Origin of the sequence: Mesorhizobium sp. B2-4-1, assembly GCF_006442185.1 — a bacterium.
Lineage (GTDB): Bacteria > Pseudomonadota > Alphaproteobacteria > Rhizobiales > Rhizobiaceae > Mesorhizobium.
The window spans coordinates 110,069-130,386 of record NZ_VFVN01000013.1; the positions used below are offsets into that span (position 1 = coordinate 110,069).

17 protein-coding genes and 1 pseudogene are annotated in these 20,318 nt (G+C 64.1%); 14 read left to right on the top strand and 4 right to left on the bottom strand.

Annotated elements, in window-relative coordinates; all coding sequences use genetic code 11:
* Positions 1-73 precede the first annotated feature (73 nt).
* Positions 74-3,157, bottom strand: coding sequence for an efflux RND transporter permease subunit (locus tag FJ949_RS26510; protein ID WP_140500620.1), 3,084 nt, complete (start codon positions 3,155-3,157; stop codon positions 74-76).
* Positions 3,154-4,467 (bottom strand): efflux RND transporter periplasmic adaptor subunit, encoded by a 1,314-nt coding sequence (locus tag FJ949_RS26515; protein WP_140500621.1) that lies wholly within the window; start codon positions 4,465-4,467, stop codon positions 3,154-3,156. Before FJ949_RS26515 ends, FJ949_RS26510 begins: the two co-directional genes overlap by 4 nt.
* 145 nt (positions 4,468-4,612) lie before the next feature.
* Here FJ949_RS26515 and FJ949_RS26520 point away from each other — a divergent pair, with 145 nt between their 5' ends.
* Positions 4,613-5,182, top strand: coding sequence for a TetR/AcrR family transcriptional regulator (locus FJ949_RS26520; protein WP_140500622.1), 570 nt, complete (start codon positions 4,613-4,615; stop codon positions 5,180-5,182).
* A gap of 56 nt (positions 5,183-5,238) precedes the next feature.
* Here FJ949_RS26520 and FJ949_RS30900 read toward each other — a convergent pair.
* A pseudogene (locus FJ949_RS30900) lies at positions 5,239-5,369 on the bottom strand (acetoacetate decarboxylase family protein); the annotation flags it as partial.
* An 82-nt stretch (positions 5,370-5,451) separates the two neighbouring features.
* On the opposite strand from FJ949_RS30900, the gene FJ949_RS26530 reads away from it, so the two are divergent.
* The 7 genes from FJ949_RS26530 (at position 5,452) to FJ949_RS26560 (ending at position 12,009) form a co-directional block, all read left to right on the top strand.
* Entirely contained in the window at positions 5,452-6,240 is a 789-nt protein-coding gene (locus tag FJ949_RS26530; protein ID WP_140500623.1) for a 3-hydroxybutyrate dehydrogenase, read from the top strand.
* 116 nt (positions 6,241-6,356) lie between these two features.
* Entirely contained in the window at positions 6,357-6,533 is a 177-nt protein-coding gene (locus tag FJ949_RS26535; RefSeq protein WP_224619737.1) for a hypothetical protein, read from the top strand.
* Positions 6,534-6,779: 246 nt separating this feature from the next.
* Positions 6,780-8,108 carry an NAD(P)H-dependent oxidoreductase gene (locus tag FJ949_RS26540; RefSeq protein ID WP_140500624.1) on the top strand — a complete coding sequence of 443 codons (1,329 nt, stop codon included), beginning with the start codon at positions 6,780-6,782 and terminating at the stop codon, positions 8,106-8,108.
* Positions 8,109-8,110: 2 nt separating this feature from the next.
* Positions 8,111-9,139: a thiamine pyrophosphate-dependent dehydrogenase E1 component subunit alpha gene (locus FJ949_RS26545; protein WP_140500625.1), complete on the top strand. Its 1,029-nt coding sequence runs from the start codon at positions 8,111-8,113 to the stop codon at positions 9,137-9,139.
* Positions 9,139-10,137 carry an alpha-ketoacid dehydrogenase subunit beta gene (locus FJ949_RS26550; RefSeq protein WP_140500626.1) on the top strand — a complete coding sequence of 333 codons (999 nt, stop codon included), beginning with the start codon at positions 9,139-9,141 and terminating at the stop codon, positions 10,135-10,137. Before FJ949_RS26545 ends, FJ949_RS26550 begins: the two co-directional genes overlap by 1 nt.
* A gap of 3 nt (positions 10,138-10,140) precedes the next feature.
* Positions 10,141-11,526, top strand: a complete 1,386-nt coding sequence (locus tag FJ949_RS26555) for a pyruvate dehydrogenase complex dihydrolipoamide acetyltransferase (protein WP_140500627.1) — start codon at positions 10,141-10,143, stop codon at positions 11,524-11,526.
* A gap of 114 nt (positions 11,527-11,640) precedes the next feature.
* Complete coding sequence (locus tag FJ949_RS26560) at positions 11,641-12,009, top strand: hypothetical protein (RefSeq protein WP_140500628.1); 369 nt, start codon at positions 11,641-11,643, stop codon at positions 12,007-12,009.
* A gap of 9 nt (positions 12,010-12,018) precedes the next feature.
* Here FJ949_RS26560 and FJ949_RS26565 read toward each other — a convergent pair whose 3' ends face one another.
* A complete protein-coding gene (locus FJ949_RS26565; protein WP_140500629.1) occupies positions 12,019-12,996 on the bottom strand; it encodes a sugar-binding transcriptional regulator in 978 nt (325 codons plus the stop codon).
* Between the two features lie 263 nt (positions 12,997-13,259).
* Here FJ949_RS26565 and FJ949_RS26570 point away from each other — a divergent pair, with 263 nt between their 5' ends.
* The 6 genes from FJ949_RS26570 (at position 13,260) to FJ949_RS26595 (ending at position 20,246) form a co-directional block, all read left to right on the top strand.
* A complete protein-coding gene (locus tag FJ949_RS26570; protein WP_140500630.1) occupies positions 13,260-14,246 on the top strand; it encodes an ABC transporter substrate-binding protein in 987 nt (328 codons plus the stop codon).
* Positions 14,247-14,326: 80 nt separating this feature from the next.
* Positions 14,327-16,030, top strand: a complete 1,704-nt coding sequence (locus tag FJ949_RS26575) for an iron ABC transporter permease (RefSeq protein WP_140500631.1) — start codon at positions 14,327-14,329, stop codon at positions 16,028-16,030.
* Positions 16,018-17,094, top strand: a complete 1,077-nt coding sequence (locus FJ949_RS26580; RefSeq protein ID WP_140500632.1) for an ABC transporter ATP-binding protein — start codon at positions 16,018-16,020, stop codon at positions 17,092-17,094. The genes FJ949_RS26575 and FJ949_RS26580 overlap by 13 nt, the downstream gene beginning before the upstream one ends.
* Complete coding sequence (locus tag FJ949_RS26585) at positions 17,094-18,260, top strand: MBL fold metallo-hydrolase (RefSeq protein WP_140500642.1); 1,167 nt, start codon at positions 17,094-17,096, stop codon at positions 18,258-18,260. The genes FJ949_RS26580 and FJ949_RS26585 overlap by 1 nt, the downstream gene beginning before the upstream one ends.
* Positions 18,257-19,012: a 5'/3'-nucleotidase SurE gene (locus FJ949_RS26590; RefSeq protein WP_140500633.1), complete on the top strand. Its 756-nt coding sequence runs from the start codon at positions 18,257-18,259 to the stop codon at positions 19,010-19,012. The genes FJ949_RS26585 and FJ949_RS26590 overlap by 4 nt, the downstream gene beginning before the upstream one ends.
* Before the next feature lie 187 nt (positions 19,013-19,199).
* Positions 19,200-20,246, top strand: a complete 1,047-nt coding sequence (locus FJ949_RS26595; RefSeq protein WP_140500634.1) for a DUF930 domain-containing protein — start codon at positions 19,200-19,202, stop codon at positions 20,244-20,246.
* Positions 20,247-20,318: the final 72 nt, after the last annotated feature.

Consider the following 20,318-nt stretch of genomic DNA (forward strand, 5'->3'; position numbering starts at 1 on the left):
AGCCAAAAAAGAGGCCGGGACGTTTCCGGCCTCTTTTTTGTTAGTTTTTGTTAGTTCGGCAATGCCGTTTCCATCAGCTCGGCAATGCCGGCATCAATTTGGGATCCGGCTTCTCGGCCAGCTGGGGCAAGTCCTTGCTGGCAATGAAGGTATAGAACATGGGCACGACGAAGAGCGTGAACATGGTGCCTACCAGGATGCCGGTGAAGATGACCAGGCCCATCGAATAACGGGCCGCGGCGCCGGCGCCGCTGGACGTGATCAGCGGCAGCACGCCAAGCGCCATCGCCGCCGTCGTCATCAGGATCGGCCGCAGCCGCACCTTGGCCGAAGCGATGATGGCGTCGCGCCGCCGCATACCGTGGATCTCGCGCTGCTGGTTGGCGAACTCGACCAGCAGGATGCCGTGCTTGGTGATCAGGCCGATAAGCGTGATCAGTCCGACCTGCGTGTAGATGTTGAGTGTGCCGAGGCCGAGATTGAGCGGCACGATGGCACCGAAGATCGACAGCGGCACCGCCATCATGATGATCAGCGGATCACGGAAGCTTTCGAACTGCGCCGCCAGCACCAGATAGATGACGATGACGGCCGCCCCGAAAGCGATCAGGATCGTGTTGCCCTGTTCCTTCTCCTGCCTGGACTGGCCCGAATAGTCGATGAAGAAGGTGTCGGGCAGGCTCTCCCTGGCTATGTCCTCGAGGACTTTCAATCCATCGCCAGTGGTGACGCCGGGCAGCGGCAGCGCCGAGATCGTCGACGAATTCAGCTGGTTGAACTGCTCGATCGCGGCCGGCGACGCATTGGTCGAGATCTTCACCACCGCCGACAGCGGTACCATCTCGCCCGTTACGCTGCGCACGAAGTACTCGCCGAGTTTTTCGGGATTGTCGCGGAATTCTTTCGGCACCTGCGGGATGATGTCGTAGCTGTTGGAGTCGCGGTCGAACTGCGCCACTTCGGCGCCGCCGACCAGCAGCGTCAGCGTCCGGCCGATATCGGCGATCGGCAGGTTCAACGCCGCGGCGCGGTCGCGGTCGATGGTCACCGTCACCTGCGGCGCATCATAGGCCATCGAATTCTGCACGACGATGAAGCGGCCGGAGGCCTGTGCCTTGTTCTTGATCTTCTCGGCCACGTCGTAAACTTCCGAGGAGTCGCCGGTCGATCGCACCACCAGGGCGATGGGCAGGCCGCCGCCGGAGCCCGGCAGCGTCGGTGGCGCAAAGACAAAGGCCTGGACGCCCGCCACCTTGGCGAGACGGGCCGTGATGTCGGCCTGCAGCTCCTTCGAGTTGCGCTTGCGCTCCGCCCAGTCCTTGAAGGCGAAACCGACGAAGGCGCTGTTCGTCGTGCCGCCGAACGCGACGGCCGAGAACTGCGCCCGCGTCTCGGGAATATCCTTCACCAGACCGAGCATCTGGTTGACGTAAGTCTCGGTGTAGTCGGATGTCGCGTAACGCGGCGCCGTTACAAGCGAGAGCAGGAAGCCCTGGTCTTCTTCCGGCGCCAGTTCGGTTGAGGTCTTGGTGAACATGAAGCCGGTCACCCCGACAAGCGCCAGCACGATGATCAGCGTCAGCGGGCGATAGTTGAGCGACCCGGTGACGGCCCGCTCATAGACGTGCTCGACCCGCGCGAAAGTGCCGTCGACAATGCGCTGGAAACGGCCTGGCGTGCCGGACTTCAGCAGGCGCGCCGACATCATTGGCGTGATGGTGATGGCGATCACGCCCGACAGCACCACCGAGCCGGCGAGCGTGACGGCGAATTCGCGGAACAGCGCGCCGGTCAGGCCGCCGGTGAAGGCCAATGGCGCGAACACCGCGGCCAGCGTCATGGTCATGGCGACGATGGCGGTGGCGATCTCGCGCATGCCGTTGAAGGCCGCCTGCATCGGCGACATGTGGTCCTCTTCCATGTGGCGGTGGATATTTTCCACCACCACGATGGCGTCGTCGACGACGAGGCCGATCGCCAGAACCATGGCGAGCAGCGACAGAAGGTTGATCGAATAGCCCACCGCGAACAACAGGAAACAGACGCCGATCAGCGACAGCGGGATGGTGACGATGGGCATCATCACCGAACGGAAAGAGCCAAGGAACAAAAGGATGACGACGACGACGATGGCAACGGCCTCGCCGATGGTCTTGAACACTTCGTCGATCGAGGCGCTGATCTGCCCGGTCGCGTCGTAGACGATCTCGATCGTCATGCCTTTCGGCAACGTCTCCTGGATTTGAGGCACCAGCCTGGTGAGCGCCGCCGCCGTGGTCAGGGGATTGGCAGCCGGGGTCGGGAAGATGGCGAGGAAGGTGCCTGGCTTGCCGTTGAAGGAAACCCTGGTGTCGGTATTCTCGGCGCCCAGTTCGACGCGGGCGACATCGCGCAGCCGCACCACATTGCCGTCGGTCGAGCGCAGCGGCAGTTCGGCGAAGGCTTCCGGCGTCTGGAGCGTCGAGCGCACGGTGATCGAGGAGACGACATATTCGTTCTCGGTGTTGCCGGGCGCCGACAGGAAGTTGGAGTTGTTGATCGCCGTCAGCACTTCCGATGCGGTCACACCGCGCGCGGCGAGCCTGACCGGATCGATCCAGACCCGCATCGAATATTCCTGGGCGCCGAAGATCTGCACGTCGGCGACGCCTTCGACCGTCGACATGCGGGGCCTGATGACGCGCTCGATATACTCGGTCAGCTGCTCCTTGGTCATGTTCGGGTTCTGCATCGAGATGTACATCATCGCGAATTGCTGGCCCGTGCCCTTGACGATGACGGGATCCTTGGAGGCGTCCGGCAAGGTGCCGCGCACGCCCTGGACCTTGGACAGCACTTCGGTCAGCGCGACGTCCGGGTTGGAGCCGAGCTTCATCTGCACAGTCACGGTGCTGGAGGACGGTCGGCTCGACGACGTGACGTAATCGATGTTCTCGGTCGAGGCGACGGCGCGCGCGATCGGAGCGGAAATGAAGCCCTGGATCAGGTCGGCGCTGGCGCCCGGATAGGCCGTCGTGATGGTGATCGCGGTTTCGTCAACCTTCGGATACTGGCGGATCGACAGGCTGAATATGCCCTGGAAACCCAGGAGCAGGATCATGCATGCAAGGACCGTGGAGAGGACGGGCCGGCGAATGAAGAGATCGGAAACGCTCATTGCTGGTCGGCCTGCTTGTTCGCCGATTTGGTTGGGTCGATGGTGTTGTCGACGTTGACGGACATGCCGTTGAAGAGGCGATTCTGACCTGCCGTGACAACCTCATCGCCCGCCTTGAGGCCCTCGACGATCTCGACCATGCCCTCGTTGCGGCGGCCGGGCTTGACGAATACCTGCGACAGGACCAGGGCAGGCTGCTCGCCCCCCGTGGCCGGCTTGGCCTGATCGGCGGCGGCCTTGTCCGCTGGTTTTGCCGCATCGGCGGCAGGCTTCGCGGCTTCGGCCGGTTTGGCATCGGCCGCGGGCTTGGCGTCCGCCGGCTTGTCGGTCGCCGCCGCGGCGGGGTTTGTCTCCGGCTTGGTCGGCTGCGCCTCGGCGGGCTTTGCCGGGTGCACCACGAATATGTAGTCGCCATAGAGGCTGGTGGTCAGCGCCGTCTGCGGCAGCGCCAGCACATTCTGCTCCTCGGGCAGTTCGACACGCACTTGCACGAACTGGCCGGGGGTCAGCTTGCCTTCGGGATTGGCGACTTCCGCCCGGATGTTCACCAGCCGGCTGGACGGGTCGATCTTGGGATCGATACCGCGAATGGTCCCGGCAAAAGGCATGTCGCCGCCGCTGAGGCCCAGCCGAACCGTCTGCCCGATCTTGAGCAGCGGCAGTTGCTGTTCGGGAACCGTGAAGTCGACCCGCATCGTGTCGAGATCCTGCAGCGTCACCACGGCGGTGCCGGGCGCCAGATATTGGCCTAGATCGATCTTCGGGATGCCGACGGTTCCAGCAAAGGGCGCCGTCAGCTGCTTCTGGTCGAGCACTGCCTGAAGCCTGTTGACCTGGGATGCCGAGGCGGACGCGGCCGCACGTGCGGTGTCCAAGGTCGAGTCCGAGCCGACACCGCGCTTGGTCAGTTCTAGTGCACGGGTCAGCGATGTCTGATCGAGCGCCGCCTGCGCCTTCTGTGCCGCGAGATCGGCACGCTCCACGGCGTCGTCGAGCTGCAGCAGCACCGCATTGGCCGCCACTTTCTCGTTGGCATGGAAGGGGATCTCCTTGACGATGCCGGCGGTCTCAACCGTCAGGTCGACACCGCGCACGGCGCGGACCGTGCCGATCGCCTCGATGCCCGGCGTCCAGTTCGACGGCTTGACGATGGTTGTCGACACGGTTGCCGCTGGCGGCTTCATCGTGGCGAAATACTGCTTGATGCCGTTGTCACGCAGGAAATTGAACCCGACGATGCCGCCGACCACGATGACGAGCACGGCCAACACAACAATGATGATAACGAAACGGAGTATGCGCTTGAACAAGGAAGTCCCCTCAGTCGAAATCCGGCGCGAAGCGCGGATATCGGGACACATATCGACTGCGGGCCCCGATTTCAAATGACCGCGGTCTTACTGTACCGTCTGGACGGTCTTGTCAATTGGGCCTAAGCTTGCGATGGGAGGCGCCATGAAAGCCCAACGAACGAACTCGCGCGAGAGGATTCTCGCTGCGGCGGCGGACGTCGCACGGGAATCCGGCCCCGGTAGCCTGTCCCTGGATGCCGTCGCCAGCCGCGCCGGCGTATCGAAGGGCGGACTGCTCTACAATTTCCCGACCAAGGCCAAATTGATGCAGGGCCTGGTGGAAGGCTATCTGCGCGAGTTCGAGCAGGCGCTGGAGACCGCCAGCAGCAACGACAATGGCGCAAATCCGCTCGCCGTCTACATCAGGCTTTCGGCCAAGGATTGCGAGGACAAGCAGCCATCGGCGTCGTGGATATTTTCGGCGATCGCCGAGGATCCGGACTTCATGTCGCCGATAAAGACGTTCAAGCGACAACTCTTCCAACGACTGAAGAGCGAGACGCCGGATCTCAAATCGCTGCTGGTCTGCTATCTCGCCATCGAGGGCCTGCGCAGCATGAACCTGTTCGACGCGGACGTGCTTTCCCCAGACGAGCGGCAATTGCTGGTGTCGTCGCTGCTGGAAATCGCCGGATCGCCCAATGTTGGCCCTGCCCGGGCCAAGCGACCCTGACGGACCATCAGGGCGGTTCGGTTTCCAGGCAATTCCGGAGGAAAAACCGCGCTCGCGCCGGTGATCGGCGCGTCGTCGACGTACATCGAGTGGACATAGCCGCCATGCTGGCCTTGTAGCGCACCGGAATGACGTGACCGGTCTCGGTGTAGTCGCCGAAGCCGGTCGAGTCGGGCATGCGCGGATATATGGCTGTGGCATCGTCATGTTGCGGCGCACAAGACCGCGCCCTATCTTTCGTGTTCCCTCCCACCATATCGAGATCACCCATGGGTTTCCTGTCTTCGAAGAATGCGCTCGTCACCGGCTCGACCAGCGGCATCGGCCTGGCTATCGCCCGCGCCTTCGCCGCCGAAGGCGCCAATCTCACCATCAACGGCCTGGGCGACGCCACGGCGATCGAGCAGGAGCGCGCCGGCATCGAGAAGGATTTCGGTGTCAAATGCCGCTACTCCGACGCCAACATGATGGACGGCGCGGCGGTCAGCGCCATGGTGCATGAGGCGGAAGAGGCGTTCGACAGCCTCGACATCCTGGTCAACAATGCCGGCATCCAGCATGTCGCGCCGATCGAGGAATTCCCGGACGACAAATGGGAAGCGATCATCCGCATCAACCTGGTGTCGGCCTTCTACGCGATAAAAGCGGCGCTGCCTGGCATGAAGAGCCGCAAATGGGGCCGCATCATCAACACGGCTTCGGCGCATGCGCTCGTCGCCTCGCCGTTCAAATCCGCCTATGTCTCGGCCAAGCACGGCATATCAGGCCTGACCAAAACGGTGGCGCTGGAAGTCGCGCAGGACGGCATCACCGTCAACGCGATCGCGCCCGGCTATGTCTGGACGCCGCTGGTCGAGAAGCAGATCCCCGACACCATGAAGGCGCGCGGCATGACCGAGGAACAGGTCAAGCGCGATGTGCTTCTGGCCGCACAGCCGACAAAGGAATTCGTCGCCGTCGAGGACCTTGCCGCCCTGGCGCTGTTCCTGTGCTCGGATTCAGCCAGGCAGATCACCGGCACGACCTTGCCGATGGACGGCGGCTGGACGGCACAGTAAAGCCCAGGCGAGGCGTTCTGTTCCCGGCTGATGCCGCAGGCGCCGGCAAGCGGTTGCAAGAGGCACAGGACCGGTCGGTCCTCCTGTTTATGCACCACCCGCCGTTCGGCATCCACATGCCGGTGCTCGACGAGGTCACGCTAACCGACGCCGATGCCCTTCAAGAGCTATTCCAACGCCATGGCAGTGTCCGTCACATCTTCGCCGGACGTGTCCACCGGCTGATCGCCGGCAAATGGCGCGGCATCCCGGTCAGCACCATCATCCATTTCCACGATTTTCCGGTTGGCTAGCACTTAAGCAGGGGGCGCCCCTTCTCTCGCCATCAAGCGCGCTCACGGTTGAAGTTTTTCCGGGCCCGAATGCGTCGAACCGTCGCGAGCGTTTGGTTGTCGGATTTGCCGGCTTTCCCACCTTGCTCGTGATGCTGGGAAGTGCTGCAAAAGCGCATCAAATCTGGACATTAGTCTTGACAGAAATACAGATGTTCAATACCCGTCAGGTGATTGAATAGCAGCATTACGGGAGGAATGAGCGATATGGCTTCCAATGTTTCGTTGACGGGCCTTGCCCGTGATCTCGAGGTGCGGGCCAGGTCGGGCAAGCCAATCCGCATCGGCTTGATCGGTTCGGGCGAGATGGGAACCGACATCGTCACCCGCGTCGCCCATATGTCCGGCATCGAGATCGGCGCCATTTCCGAGCTGAACCTGCCCGCCGCCAGCAAGGCCGTGGATATCGCCTTCCAGGAAACCGGGCATGCGCGCGAAGTGTCGAACGCCTCGGCGATGACGGCCGCCATGGAGGCCGGCAAGGTGGCGGTCACCAACGACGCCAGCCTGGTCATCAACAATGACCTGATCGACGTCGTCATCGACGCCACCGGCGTTCCCGCCGTCGGCGCCGAGATCGGCTTGCGCGCCATGGAGCACGGCAAGCACCTGGTGATGATGAATGTCGAGGCCGACGTCACCATCGGCGCCTATCTCAAGAGCGAGGCCGACCGGCTCGGCGTCACCTATTCGCTGGGCGCCGGCGACGAGCCGTCTTCCTGCATGGAGCTTATCGAATTCGTCTCGGCCATGGGCCATCCGATCGTCGCCGCCGGCAAGGGCAAGAACAATCCGCTCAACATCGACGCCACGCCGCCCGACTATGAAGAGGAAGCCAAGCGCCGGCACATGAATGTGCGTATGCTGGTCGAGTTCGTCGACGGCTCCAAGACCATGGTCGAGATGGCGGCGATCGCCAACGCCACCGGGCTGGTGCCCGACAAGGCCGGCATGCATGGTCCGGCGGCGACGCTCGGCGAATTGTCCAAGGTGCTGGTGCCGCAGAAGGACGGCGGCGTGCTGTCGAAGGTCGGCGTCGTCGACTATTCGATCGGCAAGGGTGTCGCGCCCGGCGTGTTCGTCGTCGCCGACATGTCGCATCCGCGCATTTCGGAGCGCATGGAAGATTTGAAGATGGGCAAGGGCCCGTACTTCACCTTCCATCGGCCCTACCATTTGACCTCGCTCGAAGTGCCCCTGACCTGCGCCCGCGTCGTGCTCTACGGCAAGGCCGACATGGTGCCGCTGGCAAAGCCGGTGGCCGAAGTCGCAGCCGTGGCCAAGAAGGACATGAAGCCGGGCGAGAAGCTCGATGCGATCGGCGAATATTGCTACCGCGCCTGGATCATGACGGCGCCGGAAGCACATGCCGCCAGGGCCATTCCCTGCGGTCTGCTGCAAGGCGGTTCGGTGACGGCGCCGATCAAGAAGGGCGAGCTCATCACCTACGCCAATGCCGCCCCGGCTCCCGGCTCCAAGATCGCCGAACTGCGCGCGCGCCAGGACAAGCTCGTCTACGGAACCGTGGAGGTGTGATCATGGCCGCAGCCAGCAAAGCCGTCGCGGACAGCCGTGCCAACCTGCCCTTCGTCTATCGCCAGTACAGCGCCGAGCAGCTCAGACAGGTGCTCTATAAGATGTACCTCATCCGCCGCTTCGAAGAGGGCGCGGAGGAGAGCTACACGCGCGGCCTCATCCACGGCACCATGCATCTGTCGATCGGGCAGGAAGCCAGCGCCATGGGCATCTGCATGCCGCTCGGCGAGGATGACCAGATCACCTCGACGCATCGCGGCCACGGCCACTGCATCGCCAAGGGCGCCGAGGTCAAGCGCATGTTCGCCGAGTTCTTCGGCAAGACCACCGGCTACTGCAAGGGACGCGGCGGCTCGATGCACATCGCCGACGTGGCCAAGGGCAATCTGGGCGCCAATGGTATCGTCGGCGGCGGCATTCCGATCGCCGTCGGGGCGGCGCTCTCCTCCAAGATGATGAAGACCGGCAAGGTCGTGGTCTCCTTCTTCGGCGACGGCGCCAACAATGAGGGCGCTTTCCACGAGGCGCTGAACATGGCGGCGATCTGGAAGCTGCCGGTGATTTTCGTGTGCGAGAACAATGGCTACGGCATGTCGACGTCGACGGCCCGCTCGACCGCGGTCAAGAACATCGCCGAGCGCGCCGCCGCCTATTCGATGCCCGGCGTCATCGTCAACGGCAACATTTTTTCGGAGGTCGCCGAGGCGTCCTACAAGGCCGTCGAGCGCGCACGCGCGGGCGAGGGGCCGACGCTGATCGAGTCCAAGACCTACCGCCATCGCGGCCATTCCAAGAGCGACCGCAACCGCTATCGCACCAAGGAGGAGATCGAGGACTGGATGTCGAACCGCGATCCGATCACCCTGTTCGAAAGCGAGCTGCGCGACTTCGGGTTCATTGACGACAAGGGCATCGAGGCGATCCGCGAAGCGGTGGCCAAGGAAATCGCCGACGGCATCGAGTTCGCCAAGGCGAGCCCGTCGCCTGATGTCAGCGAGACCGGAAATTATGTCTATACGGAGCAGGCGTGATGGACGCGATGGTGCGTGAACTGAGCTACGCCCAGGCGATCCAGGAAGCCATGGCGATCGCCATGGACATGGACGAACGCGTCTTCCTGATGGGCGAGGATATCGGCGTCTATGGCGGCGCCTTCCAGGTGACCGGCGATCTGGTCGAGCGCTACGGCGCGGACCGGGTGATGGATACGCCGATCTCGGAACTGGGCGGCGCGGGTGTCGCGGTGGGTGCGGCGCTTACCGGGATGCGGCCGATCTTCGAGTTCCAGTTCTCCGACTTTGCCACGCTCGCCATGGAGCAGATCGTCAACCAGGCGGCCAAGATGCGCTTCATGCTGGGCGGCGAGGTTTCCGTTCCCGTCGTGATGCGCTTTCCTGCCGGTTCAGGCACCGGTGCGGCCGCGCAGCACAGCCAGAGCCTGGAGGCCTGGCTCGGCCATGTACCGGGCCTGAAGGTCATCCAGCCGGCGACGCCGCACGATGCCAAGGGCATGCTTTTGGCGGCCGTCGCCGATCCCGATCCGGTGATGATCTTCGAGCACAAGCTGCTCTACAAGATGAAGGGCCCGGTTCCGGAAGGCTACTACACGGTGCCGATCGGCAAGGCCGATATCCGCCGCGAAGGGCGCGATCTCACCATCGCCGCCACCTCGATCATGGTGCAGAAGGCGCTCGACGCCGCGGCCGCGCTGGAAGCGGAAGGCATCGACGTCGAAGTCGTCGACCTCAGGACGATCCGGCCGATGGACAAGCAGACCGTCATCGACAGCGTCAAGAAGACGTCGCGGCTGATGTGCGTCTACGAAGCGGTCAAGACGCTGGGCATCGGCGCCGAGGTCAGCGCCATGATCGCCGAGAGCGAGGCGTTCGACTATCTCGACGCGCCGATCGTGCGGCTGGGCGGCGCGGAGACGCCGATCCCGTACAATCCGGAGCTGGAGAAGGCGACGGTGCCGCAGGTTCCCGGCATCATCACCGCCGCCCGCGACCTCGTGAGAGGGGTTCGCTGAGACATGCCGACCGAAGTCATTCTTCCCAAGGTCGACATGGACATGGCGACCGGACAGATCTCGCGCTGGTTCGCCGAGGAAGGCGCCCGGGTCAAGAAGGGCGACGTGCTGTTCGAGATCGAGACCGACAAGGCGGCGATGGAAATCGACGCGCCGGCCAGCGGTATCCTGCGCGATGTCTCCGGCAAGGAAGGCGTCGATATTCCAGTCGGAGCGCCGGTTGCGTGGATCTATGCCGATGATGAAAGCTACGGGGCCAAGCAGGACAAGGCGCCAATCTCCCCCCTTGAGGGGGAGATGTCGACGAAGTCGACAGAGGGGGTTGCCTCAGAAGGCACCGCCCTCGCGCTGAGCCCGGTCGAACCGACCCCACCCGACCGGCCTTCGGCCGGCCACCCTCCCCTCGAGGGGGAGGGGAAACCCCGCGCTACACCCTTGGCGCGTCGATTGGCTCGTGAAGGAGGACTGAATCTCTCCGGCATATCAGGCACAGGCCCACATGGCCGCGTCGTGAAGGCGGATATCGATGCGGTACTCTCCTCCCCCCTCGAGGGGGAGGTGTCCGCGAAGCGGACGGAGGGGGTCGCCCCAGAAGGCACCGCTTTTGCGCCGAGCCCCGTCGAAGCGACCCCACCCCTCAAGGGGGAGGGGGACGTGCTGCGCCTGTTCGAGGAAGGTTCCTACGAGCTGGTGCCGCACGACAATATGCGCAAGACCATCGCGCGCCGGCTGGTCGAGGCCAAGACCACCATCCCGCATTTCTACCTGACGCTCGACTGCGAGCTCGATGCGCTGCTTTCGTTGCGCACGCAGCTCAATGCGGCCGCACCGGTAAAGAAGACCGACAAGGGCGAGGCGCCCGCCTACAAGCTCTCGGTCAACGACATGGTGATCAAGGCGATGGCCATGGCGTTGAAGGCGGTGCCGGATGCCAATGCCTCGTGGACCGAAAGCGCCATGGTCAAGCACAGGCATGCCGATGTCGGCGTCGCGGTGTCGATCCCCGGCGGCCTGATCACGCCGATCATTCGCAAGGCGGATGAAAAGACGCTGTCGGTGATCTCCAACGAGATGAAGGACCTGGCCAGCCGCGCGCGCAGCCGCAAGCTGAAGCCGGAGGAATATCAAGGCGGCACCACGGCGGTGTCGAACCTTGGCATGTTCGGCATCAAGGATTTCGCCGCCGTCATCAACCCGCCGCATGCGACGATCCTGGCGGTGGGCGCCGGCGAGGAGCGGGCGGTGGTCAAGAACGGCGAGATCAAAATCGCCACGGTGATGTCGGTGACGCTGTCGACCGACCATCGCGCCGTGGACGGAGCGCTGGGCGCCGAACTGCTGGTCGCCTTCAAGAAGCTGATCGAGAACCCGATGGGCATGCTGGTGTAGGTCACGTTGACGTGAGGAGGCGTCGAATGATGCGCCGGCTCACCACAGAATCGACTTGTCAGGCGCGAACCCTTCGCCCATGTTTCAGGTGGACTGTGATGAAGGGAGGTCCGCATGCCCGCATTCGATCCATCCGACGTCAAGACCCTGTTCGGCAAGGTGATGGGCGCGTCTCCGTCCGACATCAAGCTGGTGGCGCAGCGCCTGCACGATCACGCTTTCGAGCCGCGCATGTCGGCGGACGAAACCAAGCAACTCGTCGCCAGTCTCGGCTATGAGAGCCTGGATGCGTTCTGCGCCGACATCGGCTTGCCTGCGCATATCGCGGAGCGCTGGGGCCGCTTCGGCGTTTCCGGCGAGATGAAGCAGGTGTTCACGCTGCTGGCGGCCCAGCGCAGACGGGTGGCCGAGGCGATCGCCGAATTCGAATCGATGACCCATGTCGGCGTCGAGGATTTCTTGCGCGAACGCGGCCTGATCTAAGCGGCACTGTCAGCCAGCCTTTGCCAGCAGCGCCGTCGCCGTATCGCTGTCGGTGATCAGCACATTGGTGCTGACGGCCTTCAGCGCGGCGAGGATCGCGGCCACCTTGCGTTTTCCGCCGGCGGCCAGCACGACATTCGGCACCTGGCCGACGACATCGAGGTCGATGGCCATGACGCGGCCGTTGACTTCGTGGTCGACCAGCCTGCCTGAGGCATCGACGAAATAGCACAGCATGTTGGCGACCGCGCCCTTCGCTTTCAGCGACGCGATGAGCGACGACGGCACGATGCCGTGGCGGAAGATGGTCGCGTCCGGCGACATGTCGCCGACGGTAAGCAGCGCGATATCGGCGGCGGCAGCGCGCTGCCGCACGTCTTGCAGCGCCGGCTGCGCCCAGAGCAGGTCACGCAGCGAGGGGTTGTCGACCGTCACCGGCGCGGTGATCTGGTAGCTGTCGACCTCGAAGACATCGGCGACCTTGGCGGCGACGATGGACGGATTGATCCATTGCGAATGCGGCAGACTGCCGACGAGCGCCACGACCGAGGCGTGCTTCAGCTGCCGGCGGGCGAGAAAGCCCAAACTGGCATGCAGGGTCGCGCCGCCGCCGATTGCCAGCGTCATGCCGTCCTGCATCTGCTCGCCGAGATAGGCCGCCACGGCGTGGCCGATCGCCTTCTCCAGGTGGTCTTGCGCCGAAGGCGTCGGGATGACGACGGCGGCGTCGAGGCCCCAGCGCTTCTCGAGTGCACGTTCGAGCGCCACCTGTTCGGCGGTCGGCGCGTTGATCATGGTGACGACGATGCCTTCGGCCGTGCACGCGGCCAGCGTGCGCATGACCTTCACCCTGGAGACGTCGAGCTTCTCGGCGATCTGCTCCTGCGTGAAGCCCTCCACATAATAGAGCCACGCCGTCTTGACGTTGAGATCCGACGACACCATCGGCAATCCGGAGCGGGCCGGTCTGGGTTTTTCCACGGGCATCGCTTTTCGTCCTCATGAGCCTTGGCCTGGGCCCCGCATCGCCTCTTCGGAGAAAGGCCGGCCGCGTGTCAACTGGCACCGGATGTCCGGCGTGTCGATTGTTGCACAGTTTTGTTCATTTGTAATTGACATCGAACATATGAACATATTTTGTATATCTCACGCGCTGTGTCATCCACCAGTCATATGCGCCGTGCAGGGAGGAAGAGACAGGGAACCGGCCGGGGCCGGGCCAGTCGTGCACAGACAGGACAGGAGGTCTTATGAAGACGCTATTCATCAAGCTGCTGGGAAGCCAGCTGGCGCTCGCGGCAACTTTGTTTGCCGGCATGGCAAGTGCCGAAACGTTGACGCTCTACACATCCCAGCCGGAAGCCGATGCGGCCAAGACCGTCGAGGCCTTCAAGAAGGCGCAGCCCGGCATCGACGTGGCAATCTATCGTTCCGGTACCAGCGACATCCTCACCAAGATGGCGGCCGAATTCGCCGCCGGCAGCCCGCAGGCCGACGTGCTGTTGATCGCCGATGCGGTCTCGATGGAGCTGCTCAAGAAGGACGGCCGGCTGCTGCCTTATCCCGAGGCAAAGCTCGACGGCATCGAGCCGGATGCTTACGACGCCGACAAGACCTATTTCGGCAGCAAGCTGATCACCACCGGCATCGTCTACAACACCGCGGCCGCCGAGAAGCCGGAACATTGGGCCGATCTCGCCAAGCCGGCCTATGCCGATGGTCTCGTCATGCCGAGCCCGCTCTACTCAGGTGCCGCCGCCTACCTGCTTTCGGGCTTCGCCGGCGATGCCGATTACGGCTGGGATTTCTTCCAGAAGCTGAAGGCCAACAACACCGTCAGCGTGCGCGGCAATGGCGCGGTGCTGAAGTCCGTGGCATCAGGCGAGAAGCCCTATGGCATCCTCGTCGACTTCATGGCGATGAACGCCAAGAAGAAGGGCTCGCCGGTGGAATTCGTGTTCCCCTCGGAAGGCGTGCCGGCCGTGACCGAACCGGTCGCGATCATGAAGACGGCCAAGAATGTCGACGGCGCCAAGAAGTTCGTCGACTTCATTCTTTCGGACGAAGGCCAGAAGCTGGCGCTTTCCATGGGCTACCTGCCGGCACGGGCCTCGGTCGGCCGGCCCGAATGGCTGCCGGAAGGCGTCAAGGTCAAGGTGATGTCGTTCGACACCAAGGCAATCGTCGCCAAGACCGACGCCGACAAGGCGAAGTTCTCGGAACTGTTCGGCGGCTGACAAGGCTCGGCGATCCGGCCGGGATGCCGCTTCGCGGCGGCATCCCCACTGCGCGCTGGTCGAATTTCAGGAAAGCAACCATGCCATCAACGATCAGGGAAAGCCGGGGCCAGGAAATGGTCCTGACGGCGGCGGTAGCCGTCGTCATCGTGCTGCTGTCCCTGCTGCCGATGCTGCGCCTGATCAAGGAAATCGTGGCACCCGGCGGCATGGTGTCAACGATGGCCCTGGAGGCCGGACTGAGAAGTCCGGCGACCTGGATCGCCACCTGGCATACGCTTGTCGTCGGCATAGGCGGCACGGTGCTTGCCGTGCTGTCGGGAACGCTGGTGGCGGTGCTCATCACGCTGACCGACATACGTGGCCGAAGCGCGCTGGTGCTCTGCTACGTCATGCCGCTGATGATCGCGCCGCAGGTCACGGCGCTTGCCTGGCTGCAACTGTTCGGACCGGCCAGCCCGTTCCTCAAGCTGTTCGGCGCCGCACCGCCGCTGGGCACCAAAAACCCGCTCTATTCCACGTCGGGCATCATCCTGCTGCTCGGCGTGCAGTATGGCCCGCTGGTGTTCCTGCTGGTGCGCGCCGGCCTGCGCAAGCTGCCGCGCGAACTGGTCGAGGCGGCGCGAGCCGGCGGCGCGAGCTGGTTCACCGTGCTCGTCACCATCGTGCTACCCCTGATGACACCGTCGATCATGGCGGCAGCGGCACTGGCCTTCGTGTCCTGCGTCGGCAATTTCGGCATTCCCGCCTTTCTCGGCATTCCCGCCAATTACTTGGTGCTGCCGACCTTGATCTATCAAAAACTGGCCGGCGGCGGGCCGGCCGTGCTCGGCGAGACGGCGTTCCTGTCGGTGCTGATCGGCATCATCGCCATGGCCGGCATTATCGCCCAGGAGGTCATGAGCCGGCGCCGCGACTACCGCATCAGCTCCACCTCGCTGCCCGCCGAGCCCTACGAGCTTGGCCGCTGGCGTCCGGTCGTCCAGGCCGGCATGTGGCTGCTGGTCGTACTGGTGTTGTTCCTGCCGCTGTTCGGGCTGGTGCTGACGTCGCTGGTTCCCGGCTACGGCATCGCGCTCAGCGCCAAGACGGCGACGCTCGACAATTACCGTTTCGTGTTGTTCGAGCACGCTGCCGCCAGCCGCGCCTTCTTCAACAGCTTCTGGCTGTCTATCGCCGCCGCCTTCTTCGCGGTCCTCGTCGCCGTGCCGATCGGCTATCTCATTGCCTGGGGCAAACAGCGCTGGGTGCGGCTGCTCAATCTTTCGGTCGAACTGCCCTATGCCTTGCCCGGCGTGGTGCTGGCGATCGCATCGCTGCTGCTGTTCCTGCGGCCGATCCCGCTGACCGGCATACAGCTCTACAACACGGTCTGGATCATCCTCTACGCCTATCTCGCCCGCTTCCTGGTGCTGGCCTTGCGGCCGACCATCAGCGGCTATCACCAGATCGACCGGACGCTGGAGGAGGCTGCACAAGTGGCGGGCGCCGGCCTGTTCACGCGCATGCGCACCATCGTCTTTCCTTTGGTGGCGCCGGCGGCGATCGCCGGCGGCCTGCTGATCTTCATGACGGCGCTCAGCGAGCTCACGGTCTCGGCGCTGCTGTGGTCGTCGGGTTCCGAGACAATTGGCGTGGTGATGTTCTCGTTCGAACAGGGCGGCGATTCCAACTACGCGGCGGCGATGTCCGTCATCACGGTCGCGGTCACCTTCGTGCTGATGCTGGTGACCAACCTGCTTGCCCCTCACCTTCCGAGTGGAGTTCTGCCATGGCGCGATTGACCCTGGACCATGTGACCAAGAGCTTCGCCGAGTTCGATGCGGTCAAGGACGTTTCGATCGATGTCGGCGACGGCGAATTCCTTGCCGTGCTCGGGCCTTCCGGCTGCGGCAAGACGACGTTGCTGCGGCTTGTCGCCGGCTTCGAGAAGGTGACGTCGGGCGAAATCCGCGTCGGCAGCGAGGTCGTGTCGGGTGCAGGCGGCAGCGTTCCACCAGAGAAGCGGCGGGTCGGCATCGTCTTCCAGAACTACGCATTGTGGCCGCACATGACGGTCGCCGAGAACATCGGCTATTCGCTCAAGGTTGCAAAGCTGGACAAGGCGGTCGCCCGCCAGAAGGTTGCCGACGCGCTGGCCCTGGTCAATCTACAGGGGTTAGGAGACCGTAGGCCGGCCAACCTCTCCGGCGGCCAGCGCCAGCGCGTGGCCCTGGCGCGCTGCCTGGTCGCCGCGCCCTCGCTGGTATTGTTCGACGAGCCACTCGCCAATCTCGACGTGCATCTCAGGGCCTCGATGGAGGACGAGTTCGCCGCCTTTCACAAGCGCACCGGCACGACCATCGTCTACATCACCCACGATCAGGCCGAGGCCATGGCGCTGGCCGATCGCATCGCGGTGATGGATCACGGTCGCCTGGTCCAGCTCGCGACCCCGCGCGAGCTCTATCATGAGCCGGCGAATGAAATGGTGGCCTCCTTCATTTCACAGGGCATTCTGCTTCCGGCCGACGTGCTGAGCTCCGAGGAGGCGGGTCATTGCAAGGTCCGGGTTCTCGGAACCGAGCTGGTCGTCCGCTGCCGGGCAGGCGAGCGGCCGCGCGCTGGCGCAAGGATCTGCTGCCGGTCGGCCGATCTCGACGTCTCGTCGGACGGCCCCGGCTTCGATGGCCTCGTCAAGCGGGTGATCTACCAGGGTGGCTCGGCGCGCATCGAATTTACGCCTTCCGCAGGACCTGATCTTACCTTGCATTTCGAGCAGCCCGACCCGGTCGTGCTGGAGAGCGGAGCCCAGGCGCGCCTGCGCATTAAGTCCGGCTGGGTAATCCCGGCGGAGGCGGCGTCGTGATGAAGCTGGACCTGGCCGGCGGCTTCGGCGAAAAGGGCCGCACCAGCGTTGCCGTCCGCAGCGGAAACGATCGCATCCTGCTCGATATCGGCATCAAGGTCGGGGCCACAGGGGCGGAGTACTATCCGGCACTTGACGGGTCGATCGCCGACATCGACGCGTTGTTTGTCTCGCATGCGCACGAGGATCACGTCGGTGCTCTGAGCTGGCTTTTGTCGCGCGGCTATGCCGGTCCGATTTTCATGACGGCCGAAACCCGCGCCGAGGCTCCGGCCACGCTCGCCGGCTATGCCGATCCCGGGGATCTCAAGCGATTTCCCTTTCCGGAAGATCGCATCGAGATTTTCGAACCCGGCGATTTGCTGAAGAGCGGCAATCTCAGGGTCAGGACGGGGAGGTCGGGACATGTCGTCGGCGGCGTCTGGTTTGCCGTCGACGATGGCAAGAGCCGCGTCGTCTATTCGGCCGACGTGGTGCCGGACAGCAATGTCTTCGTGATGGACGCGATCCCCGAATGCGATCTTCTCGTTCTCGACGCGTCCTATGGCGCCGATCCCGTGCCGGGTGCGGCGCGCGCCGAGGCCATTTCGGGCTGGGTGGCGCGCCATTCGAACGGATGCCTTCTGCCGACGCCGCTGTCGGGGCGGTCGCTGGAATTGATCGCGGCCTTGCCGGGACCCTTCGCCATCCACGCCGGCATGCGTGCTTCGCTCGAAGCGCAGATCGCCGCCACTTCAGCGCTGCTGCCTGGCGTATCCGAGATCCTGCGCTTGCGGCTGGGTAGTGCCGCAGACTGGACCGACGCCGACCCGCTGCCCTCGCTGCCCTTGCTGGCCGATGACGGCATGGGCGAGGCCGGGCCTTCGTCCCGCCTGCTGCCGCGCGCCGACCGGGCCGGCTTTCCGGTGTTGCTGACCGGGCATCTGCCCTCCGGCTCCCCCGGCGATCTGCTGCACAAAGCCGGCCGGGCGGACTGGGTGCGCATGCCCACCCACCCAACGCTGTCGGGCAATGTCGATATCTGGGAGAAGGCAGGGCGCCCGGAGGCGCTCGGTCATTCCTGCGCGAGCGAACTCCTCGACGACCTGAAAGCCCATATTCCGTCGCTGCGCCCGCAATGCCGCACCGGCCAGAGCATAACGGTGCGCCGAGGAAAAGAGACATGAGACTCCTGATCTGCAACGATGACGGCATCGAGGCGCCGGGCCTTGTCCGGCTGGTCAAGGCGGCCGGCGGCCTGAGCGACGATTTGTGGGTGGTGGCACCCGACGGCAAGCGCACCGCCGCGGGCGCGTCGCTGACGATCGCGCGGCCGTTGACGATGCGACGCGTCAAGCCCGGCTGGTATTCGTGTTCCGGCACTCCGGCCGACTGCGTGGTGAGCGCGATGGCCTGGCTGTTCGCGGATGGCCAAAAGCCCGACCTGGTTCTGGCGGGCGTCAATGACGGGCGCAACGTCGCCGAGGACCTTGCCTATTCCGGGACGCTGGGCATTGCGCGCGAGGCGACATTCTGGGGTATTCCGGCGATCGGCTTTTCCCGGGTGAAGAATCCGGACTTCAGCGGTGTCGACGACGAGTGGCTCGGCGCGTTGATCGCCTCGCTCTGGCGGTCGCGTGAAGAGTGGGCGGCGGATGGCCATTGGCTCAGTATCAACCTGCCGGCTTCGCTGCCGGCCGGGATCCGGCAGCCGCGCATCGGCCGCGACAAGATCGGCCGCAAGGCTGAAATCCTGGAGAGCGACGGCGATCGCACCGTCATCACAGTCCCGCGCGGGCGCGCTCACGCAAGTGAGCCGGGCGACGAGAACGAGGCGATCGATGCCGGCTTCGTCAGCATCAACCGGCTGAACTGGTTTGGCGAAACGCGGCTGGACGGACGGTTTCTGGACAGGATCCAGCCCCAGCGGCAAGGCTAGTCTTTGGCCACAGAACTGGGTTGCCGCGAATATTCAGGACGGCACGGCCGTTCGTCCAGCGGCGCCAACGCCTCGACGGCGGCGCAGCGACACGGTTTTCCAGATCACCGAGCTGTGCAGCGGTTAAATTGCGTCAATCCAAAGCCGATGCTTGAAGCCGCCGCTATTTCATTCCACATCGGTCAGCATGAAGGACGAGGCACGAGAGCGGCGTCGGGATCTGTTGTGGGCGCTGCCCGCATCGCTGATCCTGCATGCGCTCCTCGCAGCGCTGGTGTTCTACAACCTGCCGAGGCCAGCCCAGGAGCCGCAGCAGGACCAGCCGGTAAATGTCGCGCTCGTGCCTCCGCCCGACCAGCCAAAACCGAAACCTGCTCCCGCACCGCCAAACGAGCCCAAAGCCGAGAAGCCGCCGGAAACGAAGCCTGAAGAACCACCTCCGCCCGAAAAGCAATCGCGCAAGACGCCGCCGATCGAGACCTTGAGACCTGTCTTTCAGTTCGGCGACAAGGACGCCGGCCCCAGGAAATCCCTGGACGGAGCCAGCGCTCAAGACAATTCGCCAGCGCCTGCCAAGGAGGAGACGTCGAAGCAGCCCGTGACGCCTGAGCCTGCGAAGACCAAGTCTGGCGCGCCGGCGGCCACCGAAAAGCCGGCAGAGTTGCCCGAGGCCGACAAGCAAACGGCCGCGGCAGCGCCGTTGGCCGCCGATGACGGCGATACTGAGGTCGAGCTTCCCATATCGGCTGAAAAGCCGACGCCAAAACCCACAAATGCGCCGAAGCCCGGCTCTTCAAAAGTTTCGAAGTCCTCCAACGGGAGCGCGGGAAGCCCAACTTCCCCTGATGTCGCCAGTGCCGCGTCGCGTCGCTATTCCGGGCTTCCGGGCGTTCGCAAGCTCTATTCGCAAGACGCTACCGGCGATGCGCTGGCCACGACCTCGATGGGCGGCGTGCCGCGCGCCCAGCGTGGTGCCAAACTTTGCGCCAGCGCATTGCAGCAGCAATTGCTGGACGCCTCTTATTTCCCCGACTTGATCCCAAGCGTGCCGCTGAAGGCCGGCAATATTCTCAACGCCCCGGATGTCGCTTTCCGCGCAACGGGCACGTGGTACCATCTGGGCTTCCGCTGCGAGGTCGACAGCGATGTGACCAGGGTTTTGTCGTTCGGCCTACGTGTCGGATCTGTAATCCCGCCCGACGAATGGGTTCGGCTTGGACTACCCACTCGCTAGAGCGTTTCATATCTTGACGGAAGCGTAGCCTGCGTTTTCGAAGTAGTTCCTGCATTCGGCTGCCTCGATTGT